Source organism: Staphylococcus durrellii (genome assembly GCF_015594545.1).
GTDB lineage: Bacteria > Bacillota > Bacilli > Staphylococcales > Staphylococcaceae > Staphylococcus > Staphylococcus durrellii.
In genome coordinates this window covers 1,106,431-1,131,861 of record NZ_JADIIO010000001.1, presented here as the reverse complement: position 1 = coordinate 1,131,861, position 25,431 = coordinate 1,106,431, and the positions used below count along the sequence as shown (strand labels likewise).

The window sequence follows — 25,431 nt, the reverse complement described above, 5'->3', positions numbered from 1 at the left end:
TTATAGTTATTGCGCTAAAGTGCCTTCCAATTTAAATTTGTATACTATCATTTAATACAACTTCAAGTTATCTACTTAAAATGTATATCATAATTTCATAAAGTAGTAATGCCAGATAGAATTAGAATAAGTATATCTACAAACTTGAGCCAAATTCTAGTCAATTTTACGCGAACAATATCATTAATTCAACATAACACATAACACGCTACTGCAATTGCAGTAGCGTGTTATGTATAATCATTATCTTTAAGTCCTTTTTATAATTAGTAATATAAGCCATATTAACTAATTAGTACATCTGCTTCAGAATTTAATAACTGTCCTATTTGGTCAGCTACTTCAACAACACGATTTGAATAACCCCATTCATTATCATACCAAGCAATTACTTTCACCTTATTATCACCCATAACCATTGTGCTTTGAGTATCTATTATTGCTGAATGTGGATTAGTATTAAAGTCTACAGAAACTAACGGTGCATCTTGAGTGGCTAAAACACCTTCTAAATCATTTTCTCTAAATGCATTATTTACCTCTTCAGCTGTTACATTTTGTTCTAAATCTACGACTAAATCTACTAGTGATACATTTTTGGTAGGTACTCTAAGTGCCATACCATGTAATTTGCCTTCTAATTCCGGCAATACTTCTTTTAATGCTTTCGCGGCACCAGTAGAAGTCGGGATAATGCTCTCGTTACATGAACGTGCACGTCTTAAATCTTTGTGTGGATTATCAATATTATTTTGATCATTTGTAATTGAATGTACAGTAGTCATTAATCCATTGACAATACCAAAGCTGTCATTTAATACTTTGGCAACTGGTCCAATACAGTTTGTAGTACAAGAAGCATTACTAAATACGTCATACTTATTAATATCTAAACTTTCATTATTAACACCTTTAACTATCATTTGGACGTCGCCACCTTTTGATGGCCCCGTTAGTAATACTTTTTTAGCACCTGAATTTATATGACCAATCGCTTTATCTCCATGGTTAAATTTACCAGTCGCTTCTATCACTATATCAATATTTAGTGATTCCCATGGTAGATTTTCAGGATTTCTATCAGATACTAATTTAATTTCATGATCTTCTACTTTAATGCCATTTTCATTATGTTCAACTTTCAAATCATATGTACCATGAGTAGTATCATATTTAATTAAATGAGCTATAGTTTCTGGTGAATAACTAGCATTAATTGCTACTACGTTTAAATTTTCATTTTTAAGTGCGATACGTAAAGCCATTCTTCCTATTCTACCCATTCCATTAATTGCTATATTAGTCGTCATCGAAAGCACCTCTCAAATTTATGTTATACTTTATAGGAAATAGTATAACATATTAAAAAGAAAATGAAAGCGTTTGCTTAAAAATTCTAAAAAATACCACTAGCGTTTATATTTCAAAACCCTAATGGCATATTTATTATAAGTGTTCAGACCCGTCGATATAGCCTTCCTCTACTAAGAAACTTTCTAAATTTTGTTTTAAGTCTAGCTTTGAATCTCTATTATCAATAACATGATCCGCCATTCTCCGTTTTTTATCGATAGAAATTTGACTCAATACACGTGCTTTTGCATCTTCCATTGATAAGTTATTACGTTCCATTAGTCTATCAATTTGTATACTTTCCGAAGTATAAACTAACCACACTTCGTCTACAGTTTCTTGTAATTCATTTTCAAATAATAACGGAATGTCCATAATAACATTATACCCTTTATTCAAATAATCATTTTTTTCTTTTTCCATGATGTCATGAACGATTGGATGAACAATTTGATTTAATTCCATACGCTTTTCTGGTTGGTTAAAAACGACATCCCCTACATATGCACGATTCATTTCTCCATTTTCATCTATAGCTTCATCTCCAAAAACAGCTTTAACTTTTGCTAAGCCTTCACTACCTTTTTCGACTGCTTTACGAGAAGCCACATCTGCATCTACAATTTTAAAGCCGTGTACAGATAAAACTTCTGATACTGTAGATTTTCCGGTAGCAATTCCACCGGTAAGACCTATTACTTTTGGCATAACTTTCACTCTTCCTTTAATTTTGACATGTAGGGCAATAATGACTATTACGCATTGCAATGACTTGCGTTTTAATCTCATCGCCACATACTTTACATGTCTTTTGTTTGTATACATTTAGATGCAGTTGCATCGATCCCGTCTTACCATCGGCATGACGATAATCAGAAACACTTGTTCCACCATATTTTATACCTTCAGATAAAACTTCTCGAACATAATAAAATAACATTTCTCTTTCTTGGTTATTCAGACTTTGTGTTGTTCGATTCGGATGAATGCCTGCCCTAAATAAAGCTTCACATGCATATATATTACCACACCCTGCAATGACTCTATGATCTAATATCATTTGTTTGATTGGCTTTTTATAATAATTTTTACGCTCAAACCATGACAAATAATGGTTTAAAGATTCATCATCAAAAGGCTCTGGTGCTATTTCTAAAAACGAAGGATAGGCTTCAAATGATGGTACGTTTCTTATTTCTCCAAATCTCCTAATATCAGAATAAACGAGTAGCATATCGTTATCTAAATTAAAAATCACATGCCAATGGTTACGATAATTTTTGACCGAGATATCGTCTAGTTCCTTAACAATAAAAAATCCACCTGCCATGCCTAAATGACTAATTAAAATACGTTCTTCATGGCCATTAGATAAGTAAAAGACGATATATTTACTACGTCTTTCTATATGTTCGATAACATAATTCTCAGTAAATGTTCTGAAAGTATCTAATGACATACCTTTTATTATAGTTTCACGCCCGTCTGTTTTACCTTCCTTCACTTTATCTGAAAAGATAACAGAGCTTATTTTTTGACCTTTGGCATATGGCTCAATGCCTCTTTTGACATGTTCAACTTCTGGTAATTCCGGCATGATAATCCAACTTTCTATTTAGCATCGTACCATGTATCGCCATAGTTACATTCAACGAGTAGCGGTACATCTAATGGTAATGCGTTATCCATTATATTTTCTATAAATTCACTAAAATCTTGAACTTCATCTTTTGGTACTTCAAATATTAATTCATCGTGAACTTGAAGTAATAATTTCACATTAAATGATTTACTTTCAACAGCCTTATCAAAATTAACCATCGCAAGTTTAATAATATCTGCAGCACTACCTTGAATTGGTGTGTTCATAGCAGTTCGTTCTGCAAAGCTACGTAAATTAAAGTTACGACTAGTAATGTCTGGAATATAGCGCCGTCTATGCATAAGCGTTTCTACAAATCCTTGTGCTTTTGCATCTTTAACAATATCAGTCATATATTGTTTTACGCCTGGGAAACTATCTAAATAATCGTCAATAAATTGTTTTGCTTGTTTACGGGTAATACCTAAATTTTGACTTAAACCATAATCACTGATTCCATAAACGATACCAAAATTTACAGCTTTTGCTTGTCTACGCATTAGACTATCAACTTCATCTGCATTAACACCAAACACTTTAACCGCTGTTGCAGTATGAATATCTTCATTGTCTTTGAACGCCTGTATCATACTCTCATCTTGTGTGATGTGCGCTAGCACTCGTAATTCGATTTGAGAATAGTCAGCTGAAAATATGACTGTATCCTTTTCAGAAGATTTAAATGCCTTTCTTATTTTACGTCCTTCTTCAAGGCGCACAGGTATATTTTGTAAATTTGGATCAATAGATGATAGTCTCCCTGTCTGAGCCAGTGTTTGATTAAACCTTGAATGAATCCTTTTATCATCACTAATTACTTTTTGAAGACCTTCAACATACGTCGATTGTAACTTGGATAGTTGACGGTATTCTAAAATATAGTCAATTATTGAATGTTCACCTTGTAGTTGCTCCAACACGTCTACTGCAGTTGAATAACCTGTCTTAGTTTTTTTAATGACTGGTAACTGTAATGTTTCAAATAGCACGACACCCAATTGTTTTGGCGAATTAATATTAAATTCTTCGCCCGCAGAATCATAAATGTTTGCTATTAGTTTGTCTAGTTTGTCTTGAATTTCGATTTCCATATCTTTCAATTCACTAGCTTCAGTATATATACCTGTTTCTTCCATTTTGCTTAAAATTTTAGCAAGTGGAAGTTCTAAGTCTTGTAATAGTTCGACTTGATTATATGCTTCTAATTGTTCTTCCATTTTAGACGATGCATTGTATATAGCATGTAAAATACTTGCAACATAATCATTTAATACATCATCTTCTGGTACTTGGCGTTTCTTTCCCTTGCCGAACACGCTAATGTTAGTCTTTACATAAGTTTGCCCATAATAACTCACAACAGAATGAACATCGTCTATCGTTCTTGATGGATCGATGATATAACTAGCTAGCATTGTATCGAAAACAATTTCATTTATATCGATATTTAATCTATGGGCGACAACGTAAGTTTTTTTAGCATCATACACGACTTTCCTAGTATTATTGCTTTCTAACCATTGAACTAAATCACTATTTTTTTCAATATCTTTTGCATCAATTACCACGTGATGTGCTCCATCGAAAAGACCAAATTTTAAAATTTGATCCTTTAAATAATTTGTATCCTCTAATTCGAAATGAATCGTTGCTTGTTGTAAATTAGCAAAATCGATATTTGTAAAATCTTGTTCCACAGTCAAATCAATTGTTTCTTCACTTTCGGTAGTACCATCTATATTCATTTGATCTAATAATTGCTTAAACTCTAGTTTCTTAAACAATTCTATTTTTTCAGTTTCATCATTTTTTAAAGGCATTTCAGTATCTTTTAATGAAACTTCTATTGGACTTTTACAATTTATAGTTGCCAGTTGTTTACTCATTAGTGCATCATTTTTACTGTTTTCTAATTTTTCTTTTAACTTTTTACCAGAAACATTGTCAATATTTTCATAAACATTTTCTACTGTTTTATATTCGTTTAATAATTTAATGGCCGTTTTTTCACCAACACCGGCTACGCCTGGGATATTATCTGAAGCATCGCCCATTAGACCTTTCATATCAACAATTTGACTAGGTGTTAAACCATTATATTTTTCCGCTATGAATTCAGGTGTATAATGATCTACATCAGTCACACCTTTTTTTGTATAATATATCGTTACATTATCGTTAGCAAGTTGGGTTAAGTCTCGGTCACCCGTAACAATTATTGTTTCAAATCCAGCTGAATGCGCTTCGTTACTAAGTGTACCGATGATATCATCAGCTTCATAATTTTCTAATTCATATCTTTTAATACCATATACATCTAATAACTGTCTTACATAAGGCAATTGTTCACTTAATTCTGGAGGCGTTTTTTGACGACCTCCTTTATATTCACTATATGTATTATGTCGGAAAGTTGTTTTACCCGCATCAAATGCTACTAAAAAGTTCGTAGGTTGTTCTTCTTTAATTATTTTTTCTAATAACATTGCAAAACCATACACTGCGTTAGTATGAATACCAGCCTTGTTTTGCAATAACGGTAAAGCATAAAATGCTCTAAAGCTTAAACTGTTACCATCTATTAAAATTAATTTATTCACTTTAATTAACCTCCAGAACTCATTTAGTTACCATTTTATCATAATCTTCTGCTGTACCGTACTTTTTACGTTGAATTTGCTTAGTGAAAAAGCTCCCACAAATTTAATAACTTGTGGGAACTGAGTTATAACGTATCATCGAAAAATATAACTTTGAATATTGAACCTTGATTGGGTTTTGATGAAACACTGATACGACCTTTATGCGCTTCTACTATATGCTTTGCTATTGATAAGCCTAAACCAGTGCCACCAGAATCTCTACTTCTAGCTTTATCAACCCTATAGAAACGTTCAAATATATGCTGTTGATCTTGTTCACTAATACCTATCCCAAAATCTTCTACAACTAATATCGATTTATGCTGTTCTTCGTACACTCTTATTATTATTTCGCTATTTTTAGGTGAATAGTTAATTGCATTAGAAACTAAATTAATTACTACCTGCGAAATTTTACCTTCATTTGCCTCAATATAAACATCAGAATCAAGATTAGCGTTTATGTTGATTGATTTCTTTTCAGCTATTGTTTGTAAACTATCAATATTACTTTGCACGATGTGAGCTAAATTTAAGCGTGTCGTTGCAATTTCACTCTGTTGTTCTACATGTGATAAATCTAATAAATCAAAAACCAATGATTCAATGCGTTCTGATTCTTTCAGAATAATATCTAAAAAGGCATTCAATGATTGCGGATCATCCTTAGCTCCATCTATTAACGTTTCCGCAAAACCTTTTATCGATGTAATGGGTGTTTTTAATTCGTGTGAAACGTTTGCTACAAACTCACGTCTAAGATTTTCCAATTTTTTAAGGTTAGTTATATCATGCAACACGATTACCATACCATATAAATGCTTTTTGGATTTAGATAAAATTGGTACACACGCCGTATCAAAGTATTTCTCATGAACTTGACTAACATTCAGTTTCACTTGATGATATAACGCTTTTTCCATTTTAAAGGCATCGGTTATTAAGTTCTGAACTTTGTCATCTAACATTTCTATATAACTGTGATGCTCAACTGATTTATCAGGTGCAAACACTTCATAATAAGTTCTATTAGCTATTACTATTTCACCGTATTTATCAATCATTAATATCGAACTAGGAATATTCTCCAAGGTAGTCTTTAATCGATTTGATTGTAATTTTTGTTGATTGTTTAACCTCTGAAGCTTTCTAGCTAATTCGTTAGTAGTGACAAACAATTCCTTCGTTTCCTTGACATTACTTTCTGGAACTCTAACATGATAATAGCCTTCCGCAAGAAGTTGTGTAGCGTAAGTCACTTCTTTAATCGGTCTAATATACGTACGATTAATCATTCTAACAACTAAAAACATCACAAGGATTACTACAATGACACTTAGTAAAAAATAGTACCATATTTTTAATTGCAAGGTATGTATATGGTTGTTTACGCCACTAATTATAACTTTATAATTATCTACAGTAGTTTCATATGTATATCTATGCTTTTTATTATATTTATCGTAATTTAATGGTGCAGTATTTGTTACATCTGAGAATTTAGTGCTAATTGGTACGCTACTAGACTCTGTGTAAATTTCTTTATTTTTTTGCTTGATTTTAACAGTTATTTGTTCATTTTTTATTTGTTTTGTTAATTCTTTCCGTTGACCATGATTTAATAAGTTAATAAAATGTGAAGCTCTATTATTAAGATTTTGCTGTTGGTTGTATGAAACAGTAGAATAAATGACATGTGTAACAATGAATCCTAACACAAGGAAACTCACAATTGTTATCGTACATAAAATGATTAATAGTTGTTGATGGAACTTTAACATTAAACTTTCGGTCTTTCTAGTTTATATCCCAATCCGCGTACCGTTTTAATTAATTTGGGTTGCTTTGGATTGTCTTCTAATTTATCCCTCAAGTGGCTAATATGTACATCAACAATTCGAGAATCTCCCGCAAATTCATAATTCCACACTGAATTTAACATGTGTTCACGTGTAATTACTCTACCCTGTCTATCTATTAAGTATAATAATAATTCAAATTCTTTCGGAGTTAATTCTAATAATTCTCCATTGCGATAAACTTCGAAAAAATCAGGTCTTATTTTTATTGAGCCGATGTGAATATCATCAGAACTGTCGGCTGTTTCACTAAGTTCTGTAATCATTGCTGACCGTCTTAATATTGCTTTGACACGGGCTACAACTTCTCTTGGTGAAAATGGTTTCGTCATATAATCATCTGCACCTAATTCCAAACCGAGCACGCGATCAAACTCATCATCTTTAGCAGTTAACATTAATATAGGTACTAAATTCTTATCTGAGCGAATTTGTTTACAAACTTCTATCCCATCTTTTTTAGGTAACATAACATCTAATAAAACTACTTCAGGCTTAAATGCATCAACTTTTTCTAATGCTTCTTCACCATCATAGGCTACTTCTGTAATGTAACCTGCTTGTTCTAAATTATATTTAAGCAACGTTACAATTGATTGTTCATCGTCAACTATAAGCACTGTTTGAGACATAGCGTACCTCCATTAATATATTTACACCGTAATTATAACCTAAATAGTTATAAAAATAACACAATTGACATTGATTTACATAAACTTAACATTACCTTAATTTGGTTAATATAAAAAATACATAATTACAATTACTAATATACTTTTTGTATTGTTAGGTGAAAACGATATAGTAGTTACATTTCTATTATGTCTGTACTGAAGTAATTATATCTAATGCCAACTATTTCATCTACACGTCTCAGTAACTTTAATTACCTTACTACATATTATTTAGCACTAAAAGGTTCAATTTTAATTGCAACAGTACAACAATAAGAACCTAAGCATAGTGTAGGGCTTATCATTCAATTAAAATAAGCACTCCCTTAATAGTAAAGGGGGTGCTTATTTAATAGTAATCGCAAATATAAACATTATCTACAAGTCTATAATTTAACTTAAACAACTATTAGCTTAAATTTTTAATTAACTCATCTGCGAATTGAGAAGTTGAAACTTCTTCAGCACCGTCCATTAAACGTGCGAAGTCGTATGTTACTACTTTAGATGCGATTGTTCTTTCAATTGAATCTGTAATTTTGTCAGCAGCTTCTTGCCATCCTAAATGTTCTAACATTAAAACAGCACTTAAAATTTCTGATGATGGATTAACTTTGTTTTGGTCAGCATACTTAGGAGCAGTACCATGTGTCGCTTCGAAAATTGCATGCCCACTTTCATAGTTAATGTTCGCTCCAGGAGCGATACCAATACCACCAACTTGCGCAGCTAACGCATCTGATACATAGTCACCATTTAAGTTCATTGTAGCAACTACGTCGTGGTCTGCTGGACGAGTAAGAATTTGTTGTAAGAAGATATCAGCAATAGAATCTTTAATAATGATTTTACCTTCTTTTTCAGCTTTATCTTGAACAGCATTAGCTTCATCTTTACCTTTTTCTTCAACTATTTGGTCATATTGTTGCCAAGTGAATACTTTATCAGCAAATTCGTTATGTGCAACGTCGTAACCCCATTGTTTGAAGGCACCTTCTGTAAATTTCATAATGTTACCTTTGTGTACTAACGTAACTGATTTACGATTGTTATCTAAAGCATATTGAATTGCTGCACGTACTAAACGTTCTGTACCTTCTTTAGATACTGGTTTAATACCGATACCTGAAGTTTCAGGGAAACGAATGTTTTTTGCACCCATTTCATTTTGTAAGAAATCAACGACTTTTTTCACTTCTGAAGATCCTTCTTTAAATTCAATACCTGCATAAATATCTTCAGTGTTTTCACGGAAAATAACCATGTCAGTTTCTTCTGGTCTTTTAACAGGAGAAGGTACACCTTTAAACCAACGAACCGGTCTTAAACAAGTAAACAAGTCTAATTCTTGACGTAAAGCTACGTTTAATGAACGAATACCGCCACCGATAGGTGTAGTTAACGGACCTTTGATTGCGATTAAGTATTCATCTATAGCTTCTAAAGTTTCTTTAGGTAACCATTCACCAGTTTCATCATATGCTTTCTGACCAGCTAATACTTCTTTCCAATCAATTTTCTTCTCGCCATTATAGGCTTTTTCTACAGCTGCATCGATAACTCTGCTTGCCGCTTTCCAAATGTCTGGTCCAATTCCATCACCAATAATATATGGAATCGTTGGTTCATTTGGTACTGATAATCCGTCGTTGTTTTTTACTATTTTGTTTACTGCCATTTCTAAAAACCTCCGCATATTTTGTCTATAATAATTATTTTTTATTATCGTTCTTCAATTGGTACATAAGTTCTATTAACTTCACCAACATAATGTGCTCTTGGACGCATAATTCTATTATCTTCATATTGTTCTAGAATATGAGCAATCCATCCTGAAGTTCTACTTACAGCAAAAATTGGAGTGAATAAATCATGTTCTATATTTAAGCTGTGATAAACTGTAGCACTATAAAAGTCTACATTCGCAATTAAACCTTTTTCTTTTTTCATTTTGTCTGCAATTTTCACAGAAATATCAAATAATTGACTTTGACCAGTTTCATTTGTAATTTTTCTGCTCATTTCTTTTAAGAACTTCGCTCTAGGGTCGCCATCTTTATATACGCGGTGTCCAAAGCCCATTATTTTTTCTTTATTTTTGATTTTTTGGTCGATATATTCATCAACTTCATCTTCTGATTTAACTTCAGCTAACATGCTCATAACACGTTCGTTTGCCCCGCCGTGTAAAGGACCTTTTAATGAACCAACCGCAGCAACGATACCTGAATACATGTCAGATAATGATGATACAGCACATCTAGCTGTAAATGTTGAAGCATTGAATTCATGGTCAGCATGCAATACTAATGCTTTGTTAAAGGCTTCTACTTCAATGTCTGTAGGTAATTCGCCTCTTAACATATACAAGAAGTTGCCTGCATAATTTAAGTCTTTGTTCGGTTTTACCGGTTCTTTATCTTCTCTTACACGAGCAAAAGCAGTTACTAATGAAGCAATTTTTGCTTGAATACGAATACCTCGCTCTAAAGTTTCTGTATCGTTCTCAGCTTCGGCATTTGGATCAAAGTGAGCAATATAAGATACTGAAGTTCTTAAAGCAGTCATAGGGTGTACATTATCTGTAGCATATTCTTTGAAGTGGCTATACACTCTAGGATTTAACTCCATATAACTTAATAGTTTTTCTTTTAAAGTTTTAAGTTCTTCAGCACTTGGTAATCTATAATGCCATAATAAAAAGATAATTTCTTCAAATTCAGCATTATTTGCTAAATCATCTATGTCATAGCCCGCATATGTTAATTGACTGTCGATGATTGAACTAACTTTAGTTTCGGCAGCTAGAACCCCTTCTAAGCCTTTTTGTACGTTTGCCATATTTAATTCCCCTTTTCTATTTCGTTATGAAATGGCTTACAAAAACTATTATATCCAATCAAAGATGATTTGTGAATATATAAAGCCATAATTCTTATTAGCCTTATAAGAAATTATTAAACTATATACTACTTTAAATAATTCACAAATAATATTGTTTGTTATATCTACATTCTAATATTTATAGAAGATTACTTCAATTTTTCTTAGAATTTAATTTTTTATCATATACGATAACTAAATATAAATTAAAACCTGTAAAATTACTTATTAAATTTTAAAAATAGTTGTAATATTTTTATTTGGATAGCATAATTGATACTAAATAAACAAAGGAGAAATGCAAATGAGCAAACAAGTATTAGAGAGAGAACTTAGTAATCGTCATGTTCAACTAATTGCTATCGGGGGAGCAATTGGTACTGGGTTATTTTTGGGAGCAGGACAAACGATTGCGTTAACAGGTCCTTCCATATTACTTACCTACATTATCATAGGTTTTATGTTATTTATGTTTATGAGGGGTTTAGGCGAGATTCTGGTTTCAAATACTGGTTTTAAATCTTTTGCCGATGTAACTAACGAATATATAGGACCATTCGCGGGATTCGTTACCGGTTGGACTTATTGGTTATGCTGGATTATTACGGGTATGGCAGAAGTTACAGCCGTGGCAAAATACATAAGTTTTTGGTTTCCACAAATACCAAACTGGATAAGTGCTTTATTTTGTGTACTGATCTTAATGTCATTTAATTTATTAAGTGCAAAGCTATTTGGGGAGTTAGAATTTTGGTTTGCAATTATTAAAATTGTTACAATTGTCGCTTTAATTATCGTTGGTGCAATTATGATAATTATGGCCTATAAAACACAATTTGGTCATGCATCACTTTCTAATTTATATAATAATGGTATCTTCCCTAAAGGCGTAAGCGGCTTTATGATGTCATTCCAAATGGCATTGTTCTCGTTCGTAGGTATCGAGTTAATTGGTGTTACTGCTGGAGAAACAAAAAATCCAAAAGTAACTATCCCAAAAGCTATTAATAGCGTCCCTATTCGTATAATTATATTCTATGTAGGTTCATTAGCAGTTATCATGTCTATTGTTCCTTGGGCACAAGTTAACCCAGATGAGAGTCCGTTCGTTAGATTGTTCGCGCTAATCGGTATACCATTTGCTGCAGGCATTATAAATTTTGTTGTATTAACTGCTGCAGCATCATCATGTAATAGTGGTATCTTTTCAAATAGTAGGATGCTTTTTGGTTTATCTAATCAAGAGCAAGCACCTCCTATTTTCAAAAGTACAAATAAAAATGGTGTACCACACATAGCTATTATTCTCTCATCCTTTTTATTGCTAATAGCAGCATTACTTAATTATATTATTCCAAATGCAACTCAAGTATTTACGTATGTTACTACGCTATCTACAGTATTATTCCTAGTTGTTTGGGCATTGATTACAGTTGCTTATATTAATTATCACAAACGTAATCCTGAGAATCACAAGCATACAAATTATAAATTATTTGGCGGTAAATATATGGCGTACATTATTTTAGTATTTTTCTTCTTAGTATTTTGTTTATTATTTGTAAATGTTGATACAAGAAGAGCTGTGTATATTACACCTATTTGGCTTGTTATTTTAGGACTTATGTATCTTAGATACAAAAATGCTATTAAAAAACCTCAAAAATAAAGTTTATTAAAGCCCATTCAATCCTTGAATGGGCTTTATACTGTTGACAATTCCTTTACCTTTGTTAGCATTTTTATACATGCTTCCGTGTGCACTGCCTTCGTCTAAGATCTTCGTCTAGTGCTTTTCCACTAGAATTCGACATAAATGACTAGCAATATTAAACTAAACTTTTTTAATATATAAACAAACCTTAGGTAAATATCACCTAAGGTTTGTTTGCTTTCTGAGAAGAGTATAAATAATTGTGCTCTTCTGATATTATACTGTATTTAAAAAATTTAAAGCACGTTAGCATAGCCTTCGAATACTTTTCCTTGATTAGCATCTACTGTTACTAAGTTATCACTTTGTAATTCAGTAGTAGCATTTTCAACACCAACTATTGTTGGAATACCTTTTTCTAAACCTACGATAGCACTTGGTGATGTGATACCATTTTCTTCTGTAATTAAGCCTAATGCTTGCTCAATATAAGGTACCAAAGTTTCATCTACTGATGAAGTAACGATAACTTTGTCAGATAGATCAACGCCTTCAAGTTCGTTAGCAGCATTAGCTACTAAAATTTTACCAACTACCGAATTACGACCTACACCTTGTCCACTGGCAATTTCATCGCCTACTAGATGTAATTTCATCATGTTAGTAGTGCCTTTTTCTCCAGTAGGTACGCCAGCAGTGATAATAATTAAATCACCATTTTGTACTCTTTCAGTTTCAACTGCAGTTGCTACAGCATTATTTAATAATGCATCTGTTGTTTTACGGCCTTGTTTAATCACTGGATAAACGCCCCATACTAATGCACATTGGCGAGCTGTTTCACCACTTGGAGTTACTGCAATAATATCTGATTTAGGTCTATATTTTGAAATCGTACGCGCCGTTGAACCACTTTCAGTAGCAGCAACAATAGCTTTAACATTTAAATTTAATGCTGTATGTGCAACAGACACACCTATAGCATTAACTAGGGAAGTTTCAACTAATTTAGTACGGTCTGATAATAATTTTTTGTAATCTTGAGCAGCTTCAGCTGAGACTGCAATATTTCTCATTGTTTTTACAGCTTCTTCTGGATAAGAACCAGCTGCAGTCTCACCAGATAACATAACAGCATCTGTGCCATCATAGATAGCGTTGGCAACGTCACTTGCTTCTGCACGTGTCGCACGAGGGTTACGTTGCATTGAATCTAACATTTGTGTTGCAGTAATAACTGGTTTACCTAATTTATTACATTTTCTAATTAAATCCTTTTGCACCATAGGTACTGATTCTGGTGGAATTTCAACACCCATATCACCACGAGCAACCATTAAGCCATCGGAAACTTCTAAAATTTCTTCAATGTTATCGATACCTTCTTGGTTTTCAATCTTAGGTATTATACTAATATTTTCGTTTTTATTTTCTTCTAATAATTTACGGATATCTAAAACATCACTTGGACGACGCACGAAACTAGCAGCGATAAAGTCTACGCCCTGTCTAATACCAAATTTAATGTCTTCAGCATCTTTGTCAGTAATACCAGGTAAGTTTACTTTTACTCCAGGTAAATTAACACCTTTTTTATTTTTAAGTTCTCCAGTATTTAAGACATCGCATAATACTTCACCTTTATCTTTATCAATTTGTTTAACTTGTAATTCAATTAAACCGTCATCTAATAAGATGTATGAGCCTTCGTCAACATCATTAATAAGATTATCATAAGTAACTGAGAATTTTTCAGGTGTGCCCTCAACTTCAGTCATGCTTACAGTAACTTCTGTACCTTTTTCTAATTCTATGACACCATCTTTCATATTATGAGTACGAATTTCTGGCCCTTTAGTATCAAGTAAAATCGCTACAGTTTTACCTAAACGTTCAGAAACTTTTCTTATAGAATCAATTCTTGCTTGGTGTTCGTCAAAGTCCCCATGTGAAAAGTTTAATCTGGCAACGTTCATACCAGCTTTTATTAGTTTTTCTAGCATCTCTTCAGATTCTGATGCTGGTCCAATCGTACATACAATTTTTGTTTTTCTCATTGTAAATGCCTCCCGAGTAATTAAATAGATAGTTCTTTAGTTAAATTGTAAATATTATGATCAAATTTATGCGATTCTGCGATAAAAATATCATCAAACGGTGTGCTAGTTAATTCGTTGTTTTTAATACCTACACCTCTTGCTGTTTCTCCATTCATCAATAATTCAACAGCAAAACCTCCTAAACGCGATGCTAATACTCTATCCGCTCCAGTTGGACTTCCACCACGCTGAATATGACCTAATACCGAAACACGTGCATCCACGTTGATGTATTGAGCTAATTGTTGTGCACATAATTCACCAGACATTACTCCTTCTGCAACCATAACGATAGAGTGTTTTTTTCCACGCCTAATTCCATGATCAATGCGCTCTGCAACTTCTTTTATTTCAGTTTTAACTTCAGGAATAATGATGGTTTCAGCACCAACAGACATACCTGCCCATAAAGCTAAATCTCCACAATCGCGACCCATAACTTCAATAATAAATGTCCTAGCATGACTTGAAGCAGTATCTCTAATTTTATCAACTGATTCGATGATTGTATTTAAAGCTGTATCGAATCCAATTGTAAAGTCTGTACCGTTTATGTCATTGTCGATTGTGCCAGGAACGCCAATAGTTTGAATTTCAGAGCATTCCTCACTTATGCGTTGTGCTCCTCTGTAACTACCATCTCCACCAATTACTACAAGGCCTTCAATGCCTCTTTTACGTAAGTTTTCTATTCCAGTTTTACGTACATCTGCTTCTTTAAATTCTGGACATCTTGCAGAATATAAAAATGTACCCCCACGTTGAATCGTGTCACCAACTGAACCTAGTTCAAGTTTCTTAATATCATCATTTAATAGTCCCTGATACCCTTGGTAAACGCCGTAAACTTCAATGTTATTATATATCGCTTTACGAACAACAGCTCTTACTGCTGCATTCATGCCAGGTGAGTCTCCACCACTAGTTAAAACCGCAATTTTTTTCATGACGACATACCTTTCTGCCTTTGTATTTCTTACTTTAAAAATACCATAAATTCACTTATGGTGCCATAAATATAAGGTTTAATAATCCATGTAAACGTTTTAATTATAAATGAGATTATTTAATCTATTAAGAAAGCGTTTTAATTTTTAAATAATATATTCATCAATTTAAAAACTATAATCATACAGTAAACCTCAAAAAACCCCTCTATTTTTAGAGAGGTTAAATTATAAATTTATTCATGATATGACCCAATATTTCTGAATTTTTCATAACGATTTTCAATTAATTCATCGCCACTCATTTTGTTTAATTCGGTTAAATATTGTTCAAATTTCGCTTTGATGTTTTTAGCCTGTAATTCAACATCATGATGTGCGCCACCTAATGGCTCTTCAACAACATCATCAGCTACATTAAGTTCTTTCAAGTCTTTAGCAGTAATCTTCATTGTTTCTGCTGCTATTTTAGCTAAGTTACTATCTTTCCATAATAAAGCTGATGCACCTTCTGGTGAAATAACAGAATATGTACTATTTTCTAGCATTAAAATTTTATTAGTAATGCCTAGTCCAAGTGCACCGCCACTTCCACCTTCACCGATAACGATTGAAATAACCGGTACAGATAATGATGCCATTTCAACTAAATTTCTCGCAATTGATTCACTTTGACCTCGTTCTTCGGCAGCTTTACCTGGATACGCCCCTTTGGTATCAATAAAAGTGAAGATGGGTCTATTAAACTTTTCCGCCTGCTTCATTAATCGAAGCGCTTTTCTATATCCTTCAGGATGAGCCATACCAAAGTTGCGGTATATATTATCTTTTGTGTCTTTCCCTCTTTGTTGTCCTACAACAGTGACAGCCTGACCATTTAGATAACCTATGCCAGCAATCATAGCAGGATCGTCTCTAAAATTACGATCTCCATGTAATTCAATAAATGAATCAAAAATTAATGGAATGTAATCTAACGAAGTTGGTCTCTCTTGTAACCTAGCTAATTGTACACGGTCCCAAGGTTTCAAATTAGTATAAACTTTATGAGTTTCTCTATCTAATGACGCTTCCAACATGTCAATTTCTTCTTGTAAGTCAACATCATTTTTTTCTTGAGATTCTTTTAAAGATTCAATTTTGTTTTTTATTTCATAAAGCGGCTTCTCGAAATCAAGCATTATTTTTCACCTCTTGGTGCATTTTTAAGATATTAGCTAAAGTTTCTTTCATTTCTTTTCTGTGTACAACTTTGTCTAATTGACCATGCTCAAGTAAAAACTCAGCAGTTTGGAAATCATCTGGTAATTTTTCATTAATCGTTTGTTCAATAACTCTTCTACCAGCAAAACCAATCAATGCTTTAGGTTCACTAATATTAATATCACCAACTGAAGCAAAACTTGCTGATACACCACCAGTAGTAGGGTTAGTTAAATATGATATATAGAGTAATCCAGCATTAGCATGTTTTTTTAATGACACACTTGTCTTACCCATTTGCATTAATGAGATAATACCTTCTTGCATTCTTGCTCCACCACTGGCAGAAAATAGAATAAATGGTAAACGATGTTCCGTACAGTGTTCAATAATACGGCAAATTTTTTCACCGACTACTGCACCCATACTACCCATTCTAAATCTAGCGTCCATAACTGCTACGCCGAATTCAATGCCTTCTAATTTAGCGGTACCTGTAACTACTGCTTCATTAAGTTCAGTTTTTTGCTGATCTTTTTGAATTTTTTCTTCATAACTAGGAAAATCTAATGGATTTGCAGAAGTCATACCTTTGTCAAATTCTTCAAATGTATTTTCATCTGATATAGCTTCGATTCTTTTATAAGCAGTAAGTGCAATATGGTGGTCACAATTGAAACATACATTTAAATTCTCGGATAACTCTTTTGTATACATTATTTTTTTACATTTTGGGCACTTCGTCATGATACCTGCTGGTACATCACTCTGTTTCGAATCCGATACAGTTACATACTTTTTCTTTTTACTACTACGATTAAAAAAATCTTTAAACATGAGTAAACCTCCACTTAACCACCGACAATGATTATATAATCATACCTTTATAGCATATATTATTTTGAGTTTATTTCGGTTAATTTTATTGTTTTATTATAAATTTGTTCAGGGTCAACTTCAGTTCTAGCAACGCCTGATTCCATCGCAGCTTTTGCTACTTCTCTAGCTACAGATGGTGCAACTCGACTATCAAAAGGTGCCGGGATACAATAATCTGGATTTAACTCGTCTGGTTTAATTAAATCAGCTATTGCTTCAACAGCAGCTCTCTTCATTTGTTCATTTATATGCGTTGCTTCTACATCTAATGCACCTCTGAAAATGCCAGGGAAAGCTAACACATTATTAATTTGATTAGGAAAATCTGAGCGGCCCGTACCAATAACTTTTGCCCCTGCCTCTTTAGCATCATCAGGATTTATTTCTGGATTTGGATTAGCCATTGCAAAAATAATTGGGTCATCAGCCATGGATTTGACCATTTCTTTGGATAGTAAGTCAGCTACAGAAACACCGATGAACACATCTGCATCTTTAATAACATCCTCTAATGTACCATCAATTTTATCTCTATTAGTCCACTTAGCGACGTATTCTTTCGTATCATTCATACCGGCAGGACGACCTTCATAAATCGCTCCTCTAGAGTCACACATAACCATTTCATGTACGCCATATGAATAGAGTAATTTAACTATCGCTATTCCTGCTGCACCGGCACCATTTAATACAACTTTAATATCTGATAATTCTTTATCGACAATTCTAAGCGCATTGATTAACCCAGCAACTGTAACGATAGCAGTTCCGTGTTGATCATCATGGAATACAGGTATTTTAGTTTCTTTTTTTAAGCGTTCTTCTATTTCAAAACAACGTGGTGCGGAGATATCTTCTAAATTAATACCACCGTAGTTTGGTTCGATAAGTTTTACAGTTCTAATAATTTCTTCAGTATCTTTTGTATTTAATGCTATAGGGATGCCATCTATTCCTGAAAAACTTTTGAATAGTACAGCTTTACCTTCCATTACAGGAATGCTTGCTTCAGCACCAATATCGCCTAAACCTAAGACAGCAGAACCATCTGTAACTACTGCAACTGTATTACTTTTCATAGTATAATCAAATACTTTACGTTTATCTTCATGTATTTCTTTACAAGGTTCGGCTACACCTGGTGAATAAGCTAAACTTAATTCCTCTTTATTTGTAACTTTAACTTTAGCATTCACTTCAAGTTTACCTTTATTTTTTCTGTGCATTTCTAATGCTTCATCTCTTAATGTCATGCTCGCGTCGCCCCCAGACAAATATATCTTATTTATATATATTTTTATTACACCATTAACTATATAACAATTATTTAATGAGATAAATATATGTTTATAAGAAATCTCTAATTAGAATAGCTTAATAAAAATATACACTAAATTTCAAAACAAAACTGATGGTAAATTCTCATTAACCATCAGTTAACTATATCATAATTTATAATAGTGTAAAAGTTATATAATTCGAATATCCGCTGGGTCAAAATGCAAAATAAAATGCTTAATATCTTCATTATTTATATAACCAATTAAATTCATGGCATTTGAAGTTTCGTCATAAAATTCGACAGGTAAACTATCGGCGTTACTTTCTACTGATAATTGAGCTATATCATCAATATTTTTATTTTTACGAATAATTATTTGGCGCGCATTTTGAATTGCTGCGAGTTCAAAATCATCTATATTACTCATATGAGCAATAATAAGTTGTAATTTATTGTTTCTACGTTCGAATTTCCCTCTTACTGTCAACATGGTTTCCTCAAGTAATAGCTGTTCGTATTTTTTATATACATCAGGAAATACGACACCGTCCATCGTATTATTACCATCATTGATAGTGACAAACGCCATATTTTGACCATTTTTAGTTCTTATTTTTTTTATGTTATCAATTTGTATAAAGATTGGCTTGTTATTTACAGCATTACTTAACTTATAAATACCTAAATATTGTTTTTTATTAAAAGCTTTTTCTACAGGATGTGTAGAGATATAAAAACCTAAATATTCTTTTTCATAATCACTAAGCACCTTATCAGGTAATTCTTCTTTATCTTCATATGCTGTTTTCGGTGTTAATACATCGAAAATGAGATCGTCTTGCTCAATACTAGAAATATCGTCTAAAACTTGATCGATTGACTGTAATAACGTAGCACGATTTTGCCCTAATTGATCAAAAGCTCCCACTAAAATTAATGCTTCTAATAATTTGCGTGTTTTGATTCGTTTAGGTATGCGACGTGCAAAATCGAAAAAGTCTTTGAAATTCCCACCAGATTGACGAGTTTCAATAATTAATTTAACGCTTTGATAACCGACACCTTTAATTGCACCTAATGATAAATAAATACCTTTTGCCGTCGCTTTATAAAACCAATGACTGTAATTAATGTGTGGTGCTAGTATCGAAATATGTTGATGCTTTGCTTCATCAATAATAGAGGCAGTTTTTTGCTCGCTACCGATAATATTACTTAAAATATTGGCATAAAAATAGTTTGGATAGTGCACTTTTAAGTAAGTCATGATATACGCTATCTTTGAATAGCTTACCGCATGAGCTCTAGCAAAACCATAGTCAGCAAATTTTAATATCAAATCAAATATTTGTTTACTTAATTGTTCATCATAGCCATTATTGACTGAACCTTTAACAAAATGTTGACGTTCATTTTCAAGAACTGCCCTATTCTTTTTACTCATGGCACGTCTCAAAATATCCGATTCACCATAACTAAAACCAGCGAATTTACTAGCAATTTGCATAATTTGTTCTTGATAGATAATAACGCCATATGTTTTCTTCAAAATTGGTGCTAAATCAGAATGTAAGTATTCTACTTTAGAAGGTTCATGTCTACGCTTAATATATGTTGGTATTTCTTCCATAGGTCCAGGTCTATATAACGAAGTGACGGCAACGATATCTTCAAAATGTTCTGGCTGTAATTTTTTTAACACATTACGAATGCCATCACTTTCTAATTGGAATATACCAGTCGTGTCACCTGACGATAGCAAACGAAATACATCTTTATCATCAAAAGGTATTTGTTCAATATCTATTAGCGTATTTAAATCATATTTAACTTGTTTCACGATTTGATGAATAATAGATAAATTTCTAAGTCCTAAAAAGTCTATTTTTAATAAACCAATTCTTTCCGCTTCGGTCATTGTCCATTGCGTTAAAATACCATTATCGCCAAGTGTCAGTGGCGCATAATCATATATTGGTTGATCATTGATAATAATACCTGCCGCGTGTGTAGAAGTATGACGTGGGAGTCCTTCCAACTTTTTACAAATTTCAAACCATTTCTCGTTACGATGATTACGATGAACAAAATCTTTAAATGCTTCATCTTTATAAGCTTCATCAAGCGTAATCCCTAATTTATGCGGAATTAATTTTGACACTTCGTTTAAAGTAACGTCATCAAATCCAATAATGCGTCCAACGTCTCGCGCAACTGCTCTAGCAAGTAAGTGTCCGAAAGTGACAATACCTGCTACATGATTGTCACCATATTTCTCTTGAACATATTGAATAACCTTATCACGTTTAGTATCTTCAAAGTCTATATCAATATCCGGCATCGTTACACGTTCTGGATTTAAAAAACGTTCGAATAGCAAGTCATATTTAATAGGATCAATCGTAGTAATATCTAAAAGATAACTTACAAGTGATCCTGCAGATGAGCCCCTACCCGGTCCTACTAACACATCATTAGTTTTGGCATAATGAATCAAATCACTAACTATTAAAAAATAATCCTCGAAGCCCATATCAGTTATAATTTTAAATTCATAATTTAAACGTTGCCGATATTTATTATTTTGGTCCAATTGCCTTTCTTCTAACTTCTCTTTAAGTATTTGCATCAAATACGTTTTAGACGCTAAATCATTTGGTGTAGGAAATTTTGGCAATAAATTTTGATGATAATTTAATTCCGCAGTACATAGACAAGCTATTTGTTCTGTGTTTTCTAATGCTTCCTTGGATACATTAAGATCAAATAACTCGTCTTCACCCAACACGTGAGCATGGTAATCAATTGGATCATTGACTAAATCCAATTTTTTATTATCTCGGATAGCATTTAATGCAGTAATTGTATTCGCATCTTCCCTATCAAGATAGTTAGCGCTTTGCAACCATACCATAGGAGCATCAATCACAGCTTCACTTAGATGGTTAATATAAAGTCCATTATGATTTTTAAACTGATCAACTATATTTTGATGTTCTACAGTTACATTTTTAAAAATAATTATTAAATGTTCCGCATATTTTTGTAACCATTCAAAGCTCGTCTCTATCCTATCTTTCATTTTAATTGCCGATGATAATTTAATTAAATCTGTTAAGCCTTCGTTATTTTTAGCTAAAACTACAGTTTCTAACGATGTTAATCCATCAGTTAGCCATATCGTCATACCGAAGATAGGTTTAATATTGGCGCCGACACATGCATCATAAAATTGAGGATAACTATACAGTACATTTGTATCTGTTATGGCTAAAGCCGTATAGCCTTCATTAGTTGCTTTAGTAACGACATCATGGATTTTTAAACTTGAATTAAGTAAATCATATGCCGAATGAATATTTAAATGTGCAACCAATGTAATCACCTCTTATCCTTACAATTTATTATTTAGAGCTGTAGCTAATGTTTCAAATGTTTCCCAACTATCTACAGACACACCCGAAGCATTTGGATGGCCACCACCGCCAAAATCACTTGCGACGTCATTAATTACAATGCCTTTAGAACGAATGCGACATCTAATCTCATTGCCTTCATCTACTGCAAACAACCAAATTTTCAAACCTTTAATATCAGCTATCGTATTCACAAACAGAGATGCTTCATTTGCTGCGATATTAAATTGTTCTAACACATCAGTAGTTATAATAACCTTACAAAAACCTTTGTCATTTAAGTCAAAATTTTGTAATACATAACCTTGGAACGGTAGCAATTCAGGGTCTTTTTCTGCTAAATTATTAAGCTCTTCATTGTGATTAAATTCAAATGTTAATAACTGACCAGCAACTTCCATTGTGTGTGGTGTCGTATTATTGAATAAAAATCTTCCAGTGTCACCTACAATACCAATATAAAGTAATCTAGCAACTGACTCATCAATAATTGAGAAATCATTGAAATAATTGATGAAGTCACTAATTATTTCACTCGTTGAAGAAGCTTCAGTATTTACATAATTAATATCACCGTATTGGTCTACCGCTGGATGATGGTCGATTTTAATTAGCTTTTGACCTTGGCTATATCTCTCGTCGCTAATACGTGGAGAATTAGCCGTGTCACAGACTATTACAAGTGCATAATTATAAGTATCATCTTTTATATCATCAAACGTTCCAATAAAATCAAGTGATGGTTCACGTTCTCCTACCGCGTATATGTGTTTGTTTGGAAATTTAACCTTTAAATATTCTGCCAACCCCAACTGTGAACCATAGGCGTCCGGATCTGGACGCACATGTCTATGTATAATTATCGTGTCGTATTTTTCTATTTCTTCCATAATTTCATTAAATATCTCTGACATCTATCATCGTTTCCTTTCGATTTAACATTATAAGTTACAAACTATTTCTAATTCAAAATTTGGCACATTATCATAGCTTTAGCCACGTTTTGAGCCCCCGTTTTCATTGTTACTTCTAATTTTGCAAAATTTCTACCTACATTTAACATATCATAATAGACATCTATTTCTGATTCAATTTGTACGGTATTTAAATAAAAAATATTTAGGTTTTCTATCATAACTTCTATTTTCTTATATCTACGCATTTCATAACGTACTGTTTCTTCGATAATTGCAACAAAAACCGCTTTACTTAACATACCGAATTGATCAGTAAGCAATGGTGTTGTTTGTACTTGGATTATATCATTAGTAATGTGAATGTGTTTGGCTATTTGATCATTAATCGTGTCACCTACTTGAGGTTGACGCCCTATTAATTGCATTGACTTTAATACATCTTCTCTAGAAATAACTCCAATAAGTTTTTTGCTTAGATTTGTTACTGGTAATAACTCTATGCCTTCCCAAATCATAATATGAGCACAATTTGCTATCGTAGTTGAAAGTTGTACATCTATCGGTGAACGCGTCATGACTTGTGCTATCATTTCATTGTCGTGCATATTAATTATCTCTTTACTTGTTACGATACCGACTAGTTTCCAATTGTCATCAATTACTGGAAATCTTGAATGCCCAGTCGTTTTTGCCTTTTCCTTGTAATCATTAAGCTTCATGTCTTCAAAAACAACTGTTGATTCATCTATGGGTTTAACAATATCTTCGACGATTAATATCTCTTTTCTTATCATTTGATTATACATGGCCCTATTAATTATATTAGCCACTAAATACGTATCATAATTTGATGATATAATGGGCAAATCATGCTCGTCTGCATATTTAATAATTTCATCAGAAGTAGAAAAACCACCCGTTATTAAGACGGCACTCCCACGCTTTAACGCTTCTAATTGAACATCTTTTCGATTACCGACTATTAATAAAGTATGTGCACTTAAATATTTAACTAAATCATTAAGTTCCATGGCTCCAATAGCAAACTTAGTTAATGTCTTTATTAAACCATTACGCCCACCTAATACTTGGCCGTCTATGATTTTAACTATTTCATTAAATGTTAACTGTTCTATTTGTTCACGCGTCTTTTTCTCTATTCTAACTGTACCCACACGATCAATCGTCGCCACTAGCCCTATTTGTCCAGCGTCTTTGATGGCGCGGTAGGCTGTTCCTTCTGAAACTTCTAATACTTTGGCAATTTTTCTAACTGATATTTTTTGACCCACAGATAATGATTCGATATATGATAATATTTGTTCATGTTTTGTCATATAATGGACCTCGTTTAATTTGTTAGTTTCAAACATATTATAACTTTTTATAACTTAAAATGCGATGCAGCAACAAAAAAATGTGCTTTGTATCCATTATTGAATGTTATTAACATAATTATTTCAAAATATTTCAAAAAAAATAATTTATTTTATTGTACTAATTCATATATATTTATTAAAATAAAAATTAAGGAGGGATAAACTATGTATAAAAATATATTATTAGGTGTGGATACTACACTTAAAAATGAAGAAGCTTTAAAGCAAGTTGCTAATATAGCTGGTAAAGATACTGTTGTAACTATTTTCAATTCTATTAATGAACAAGATGCACAAATGTCTATCAAAGCTGGTGTTCATTTAGATAAACTAATCGAAAAACGTAGCCAAGGCTTAGAACCAACACGTCAAGCTTTAGATGAGTATGGAATCAAACACGACGAAGTTATCGTACGTGGCCGCGCAAAAATTGAACTAGTTAAATATGCTAACAATGGCGATTATGAGATTGTAGTATTAAGTAATAGAAAAGCCGACGACAAGAAGAAAATAGTTTTAGGTAGCGTAAGTCATAAAGTGGCTAAACGTGCGAAAATTCCTGTATTAATCGTTAAGTAAAACAGTTAAAAAGAGCACGCATA

Annotated in this window: 18 protein-coding genes; 2 read left to right on the top strand and 16 right to left on the bottom strand. The window is 32.6% G+C overall.

Features of this window, described 5'->3' with window-relative positions:
• Positions 1-284 precede the first annotated feature (284 nt).
• The 8 genes from gap to ISP02_RS05440 form a co-directional block, all read right to left on the bottom strand.
• Complete coding sequence (gene gap, locus ISP02_RS05475) at positions 285-1,310, bottom strand: type I glyceraldehyde-3-phosphate dehydrogenase (protein WP_195720582.1); 1,026 nt, start codon at positions 1,308-1,310, stop codon at positions 285-287.
• Between the two features lie 136 nt (positions 1,311-1,446).
• Entirely contained in the window at positions 1,447-2,061 is a 615-nt protein-coding gene (gene coaE, locus ISP02_RS05470; protein WP_195720581.1) for a dephospho-CoA kinase, read from the bottom strand.
• A 16-nt stretch (positions 2,062-2,077) separates the two neighbouring features.
• Positions 2,078-2,950, bottom strand: coding sequence for a bifunctional DNA-formamidopyrimidine glycosylase/DNA-(apurinic or apyrimidinic site) lyase (gene mutM / locus ISP02_RS05465; RefSeq protein WP_195720580.1), 873 nt, complete (start codon positions 2,948-2,950; stop codon positions 2,078-2,080).
• A 14-nt stretch (positions 2,951-2,964) separates the two neighbouring features.
• A complete protein-coding gene (polA, locus tag ISP02_RS05460) occupies positions 2,965-5,595 on the bottom strand; it encodes a DNA polymerase I (protein WP_195720579.1) in 2,631 nt (876 codons plus the stop codon).
• 125 nt (positions 5,596-5,720) lie between these two features.
• Positions 5,721-7,418 (bottom strand): two-component system histidine kinase PnpS, encoded by a 1,698-nt coding sequence (pnpS, locus tag ISP02_RS05455; protein WP_195720578.1) that lies wholly within the window; start codon positions 7,416-7,418, stop codon positions 5,721-5,723.
• Positions 7,418-8,128: a response regulator transcription factor gene (locus ISP02_RS05450; protein WP_195720577.1), complete on the bottom strand. Its 711-nt coding sequence runs from the start codon at positions 8,126-8,128 to the stop codon at positions 7,418-7,420. The genes pnpS and ISP02_RS05450 overlap by 1 nt, the downstream gene beginning before the upstream one ends.
• Before the next feature lie 451 nt (positions 8,129-8,579).
• Entirely contained in the window at positions 8,580-9,848 is a 1,269-nt protein-coding gene (icd, locus tag ISP02_RS05445) for an NADP-dependent isocitrate dehydrogenase (RefSeq protein WP_195720576.1), read from the bottom strand.
• Between the two features lie 44 nt (positions 9,849-9,892).
• Positions 9,893-11,011: a citrate synthase gene (locus ISP02_RS05440; RefSeq protein WP_195720575.1), complete on the bottom strand. Its 1,119-nt coding sequence runs from the start codon at positions 11,009-11,011 to the stop codon at positions 9,893-9,895.
• Positions 11,012-11,357: 346 nt separating this feature from the next.
• On the opposite strand from ISP02_RS05440, the gene ISP02_RS05435 reads away from it, so the two are divergent.
• The gene (locus ISP02_RS05435) at positions 11,358-12,722 is read left to right on the top strand and encodes an amino acid permease (protein WP_195720574.1); all 1,365 of its coding nucleotides are present in this window, start codon (positions 11,358-11,360) and stop codon (positions 12,720-12,722) included.
• Between the two features lie 281 nt (positions 12,723-13,003).
• On the opposite strand, the gene pyk is transcribed toward ISP02_RS05435, so the two are convergent.
• The 8 genes from pyk to ISP02_RS05395 all read right to left on the bottom strand — a co-directional run bounded on the left by pyk (position 13,004) and on the right by ISP02_RS05395 (position 24,787).
• The gene (gene pyk / locus ISP02_RS05430; protein ID WP_195720573.1) at positions 13,004-14,764 is read right to left on the bottom strand and encodes a pyruvate kinase; all 1,761 of its coding nucleotides are present in this window, start codon (positions 14,762-14,764) and stop codon (positions 13,004-13,006) included.
• A 20-nt stretch (positions 14,765-14,784) separates the two neighbouring features.
• The gene (gene pfkA / locus ISP02_RS05425; protein WP_195720572.1) at positions 14,785-15,753 is read right to left on the bottom strand and encodes a 6-phosphofructokinase; all 969 of its coding nucleotides are present in this window, start codon (positions 15,751-15,753) and stop codon (positions 14,785-14,787) included.
• 236 nt (positions 15,754-15,989) lie between these two features.
• Positions 15,990-16,934, bottom strand: a complete 945-nt coding sequence (locus tag ISP02_RS05420; protein ID WP_195720571.1) for an acetyl-CoA carboxylase carboxyltransferase subunit alpha — start codon at positions 16,932-16,934, stop codon at positions 15,990-15,992.
• Positions 16,927-17,793, bottom strand: coding sequence for an acetyl-CoA carboxylase, carboxyltransferase subunit beta (accD, locus tag ISP02_RS05415; protein ID WP_195720570.1), 867 nt, complete (start codon positions 17,791-17,793; stop codon positions 16,927-16,929). Before accD ends, ISP02_RS05420 begins: the two co-directional genes overlap by 8 nt.
• 59 nt (positions 17,794-17,852) lie before the next feature.
• Positions 17,853-19,088, bottom strand: a complete 1,236-nt coding sequence (locus tag ISP02_RS05410) for an NAD(P)-dependent malic enzyme (RefSeq protein ID WP_195720569.1) — start codon at positions 19,086-19,088, stop codon at positions 17,853-17,855.
• 216 nt (positions 19,089-19,304) lie between these two features.
• Positions 19,305-22,493: a DNA polymerase III subunit alpha gene (locus tag ISP02_RS05405; RefSeq protein ID WP_195720568.1), complete on the bottom strand. Its 3,189-nt coding sequence runs from the start codon at positions 22,491-22,493 to the stop codon at positions 19,305-19,307.
• An 18-nt stretch (positions 22,494-22,511) separates the two neighbouring features.
• Entirely contained in the window at positions 22,512-23,447 is a 936-nt protein-coding gene (locus tag ISP02_RS05400; RefSeq protein WP_195720567.1) for a DHH family phosphoesterase, read from the bottom strand.
• Between the two features lie 47 nt (positions 23,448-23,494).
• The gene (locus tag ISP02_RS05395; protein WP_195720566.1) at positions 23,495-24,787 is read right to left on the bottom strand and encodes a DRTGG domain-containing protein; all 1,293 of its coding nucleotides are present in this window, start codon (positions 24,785-24,787) and stop codon (positions 23,495-23,497) included.
• A 207-nt stretch (positions 24,788-24,994) separates the two neighbouring features.
• Here ISP02_RS05395 and ISP02_RS05390 point away from each other — a divergent pair, with 207 nt between their 5' ends.
• A complete protein-coding gene (locus ISP02_RS05390) occupies positions 24,995-25,408 on the top strand; it encodes a universal stress protein (RefSeq protein ID WP_195720565.1) in 414 nt (137 codons plus the stop codon).
• Positions 25,409-25,431: the final 23 nt, after the last annotated feature.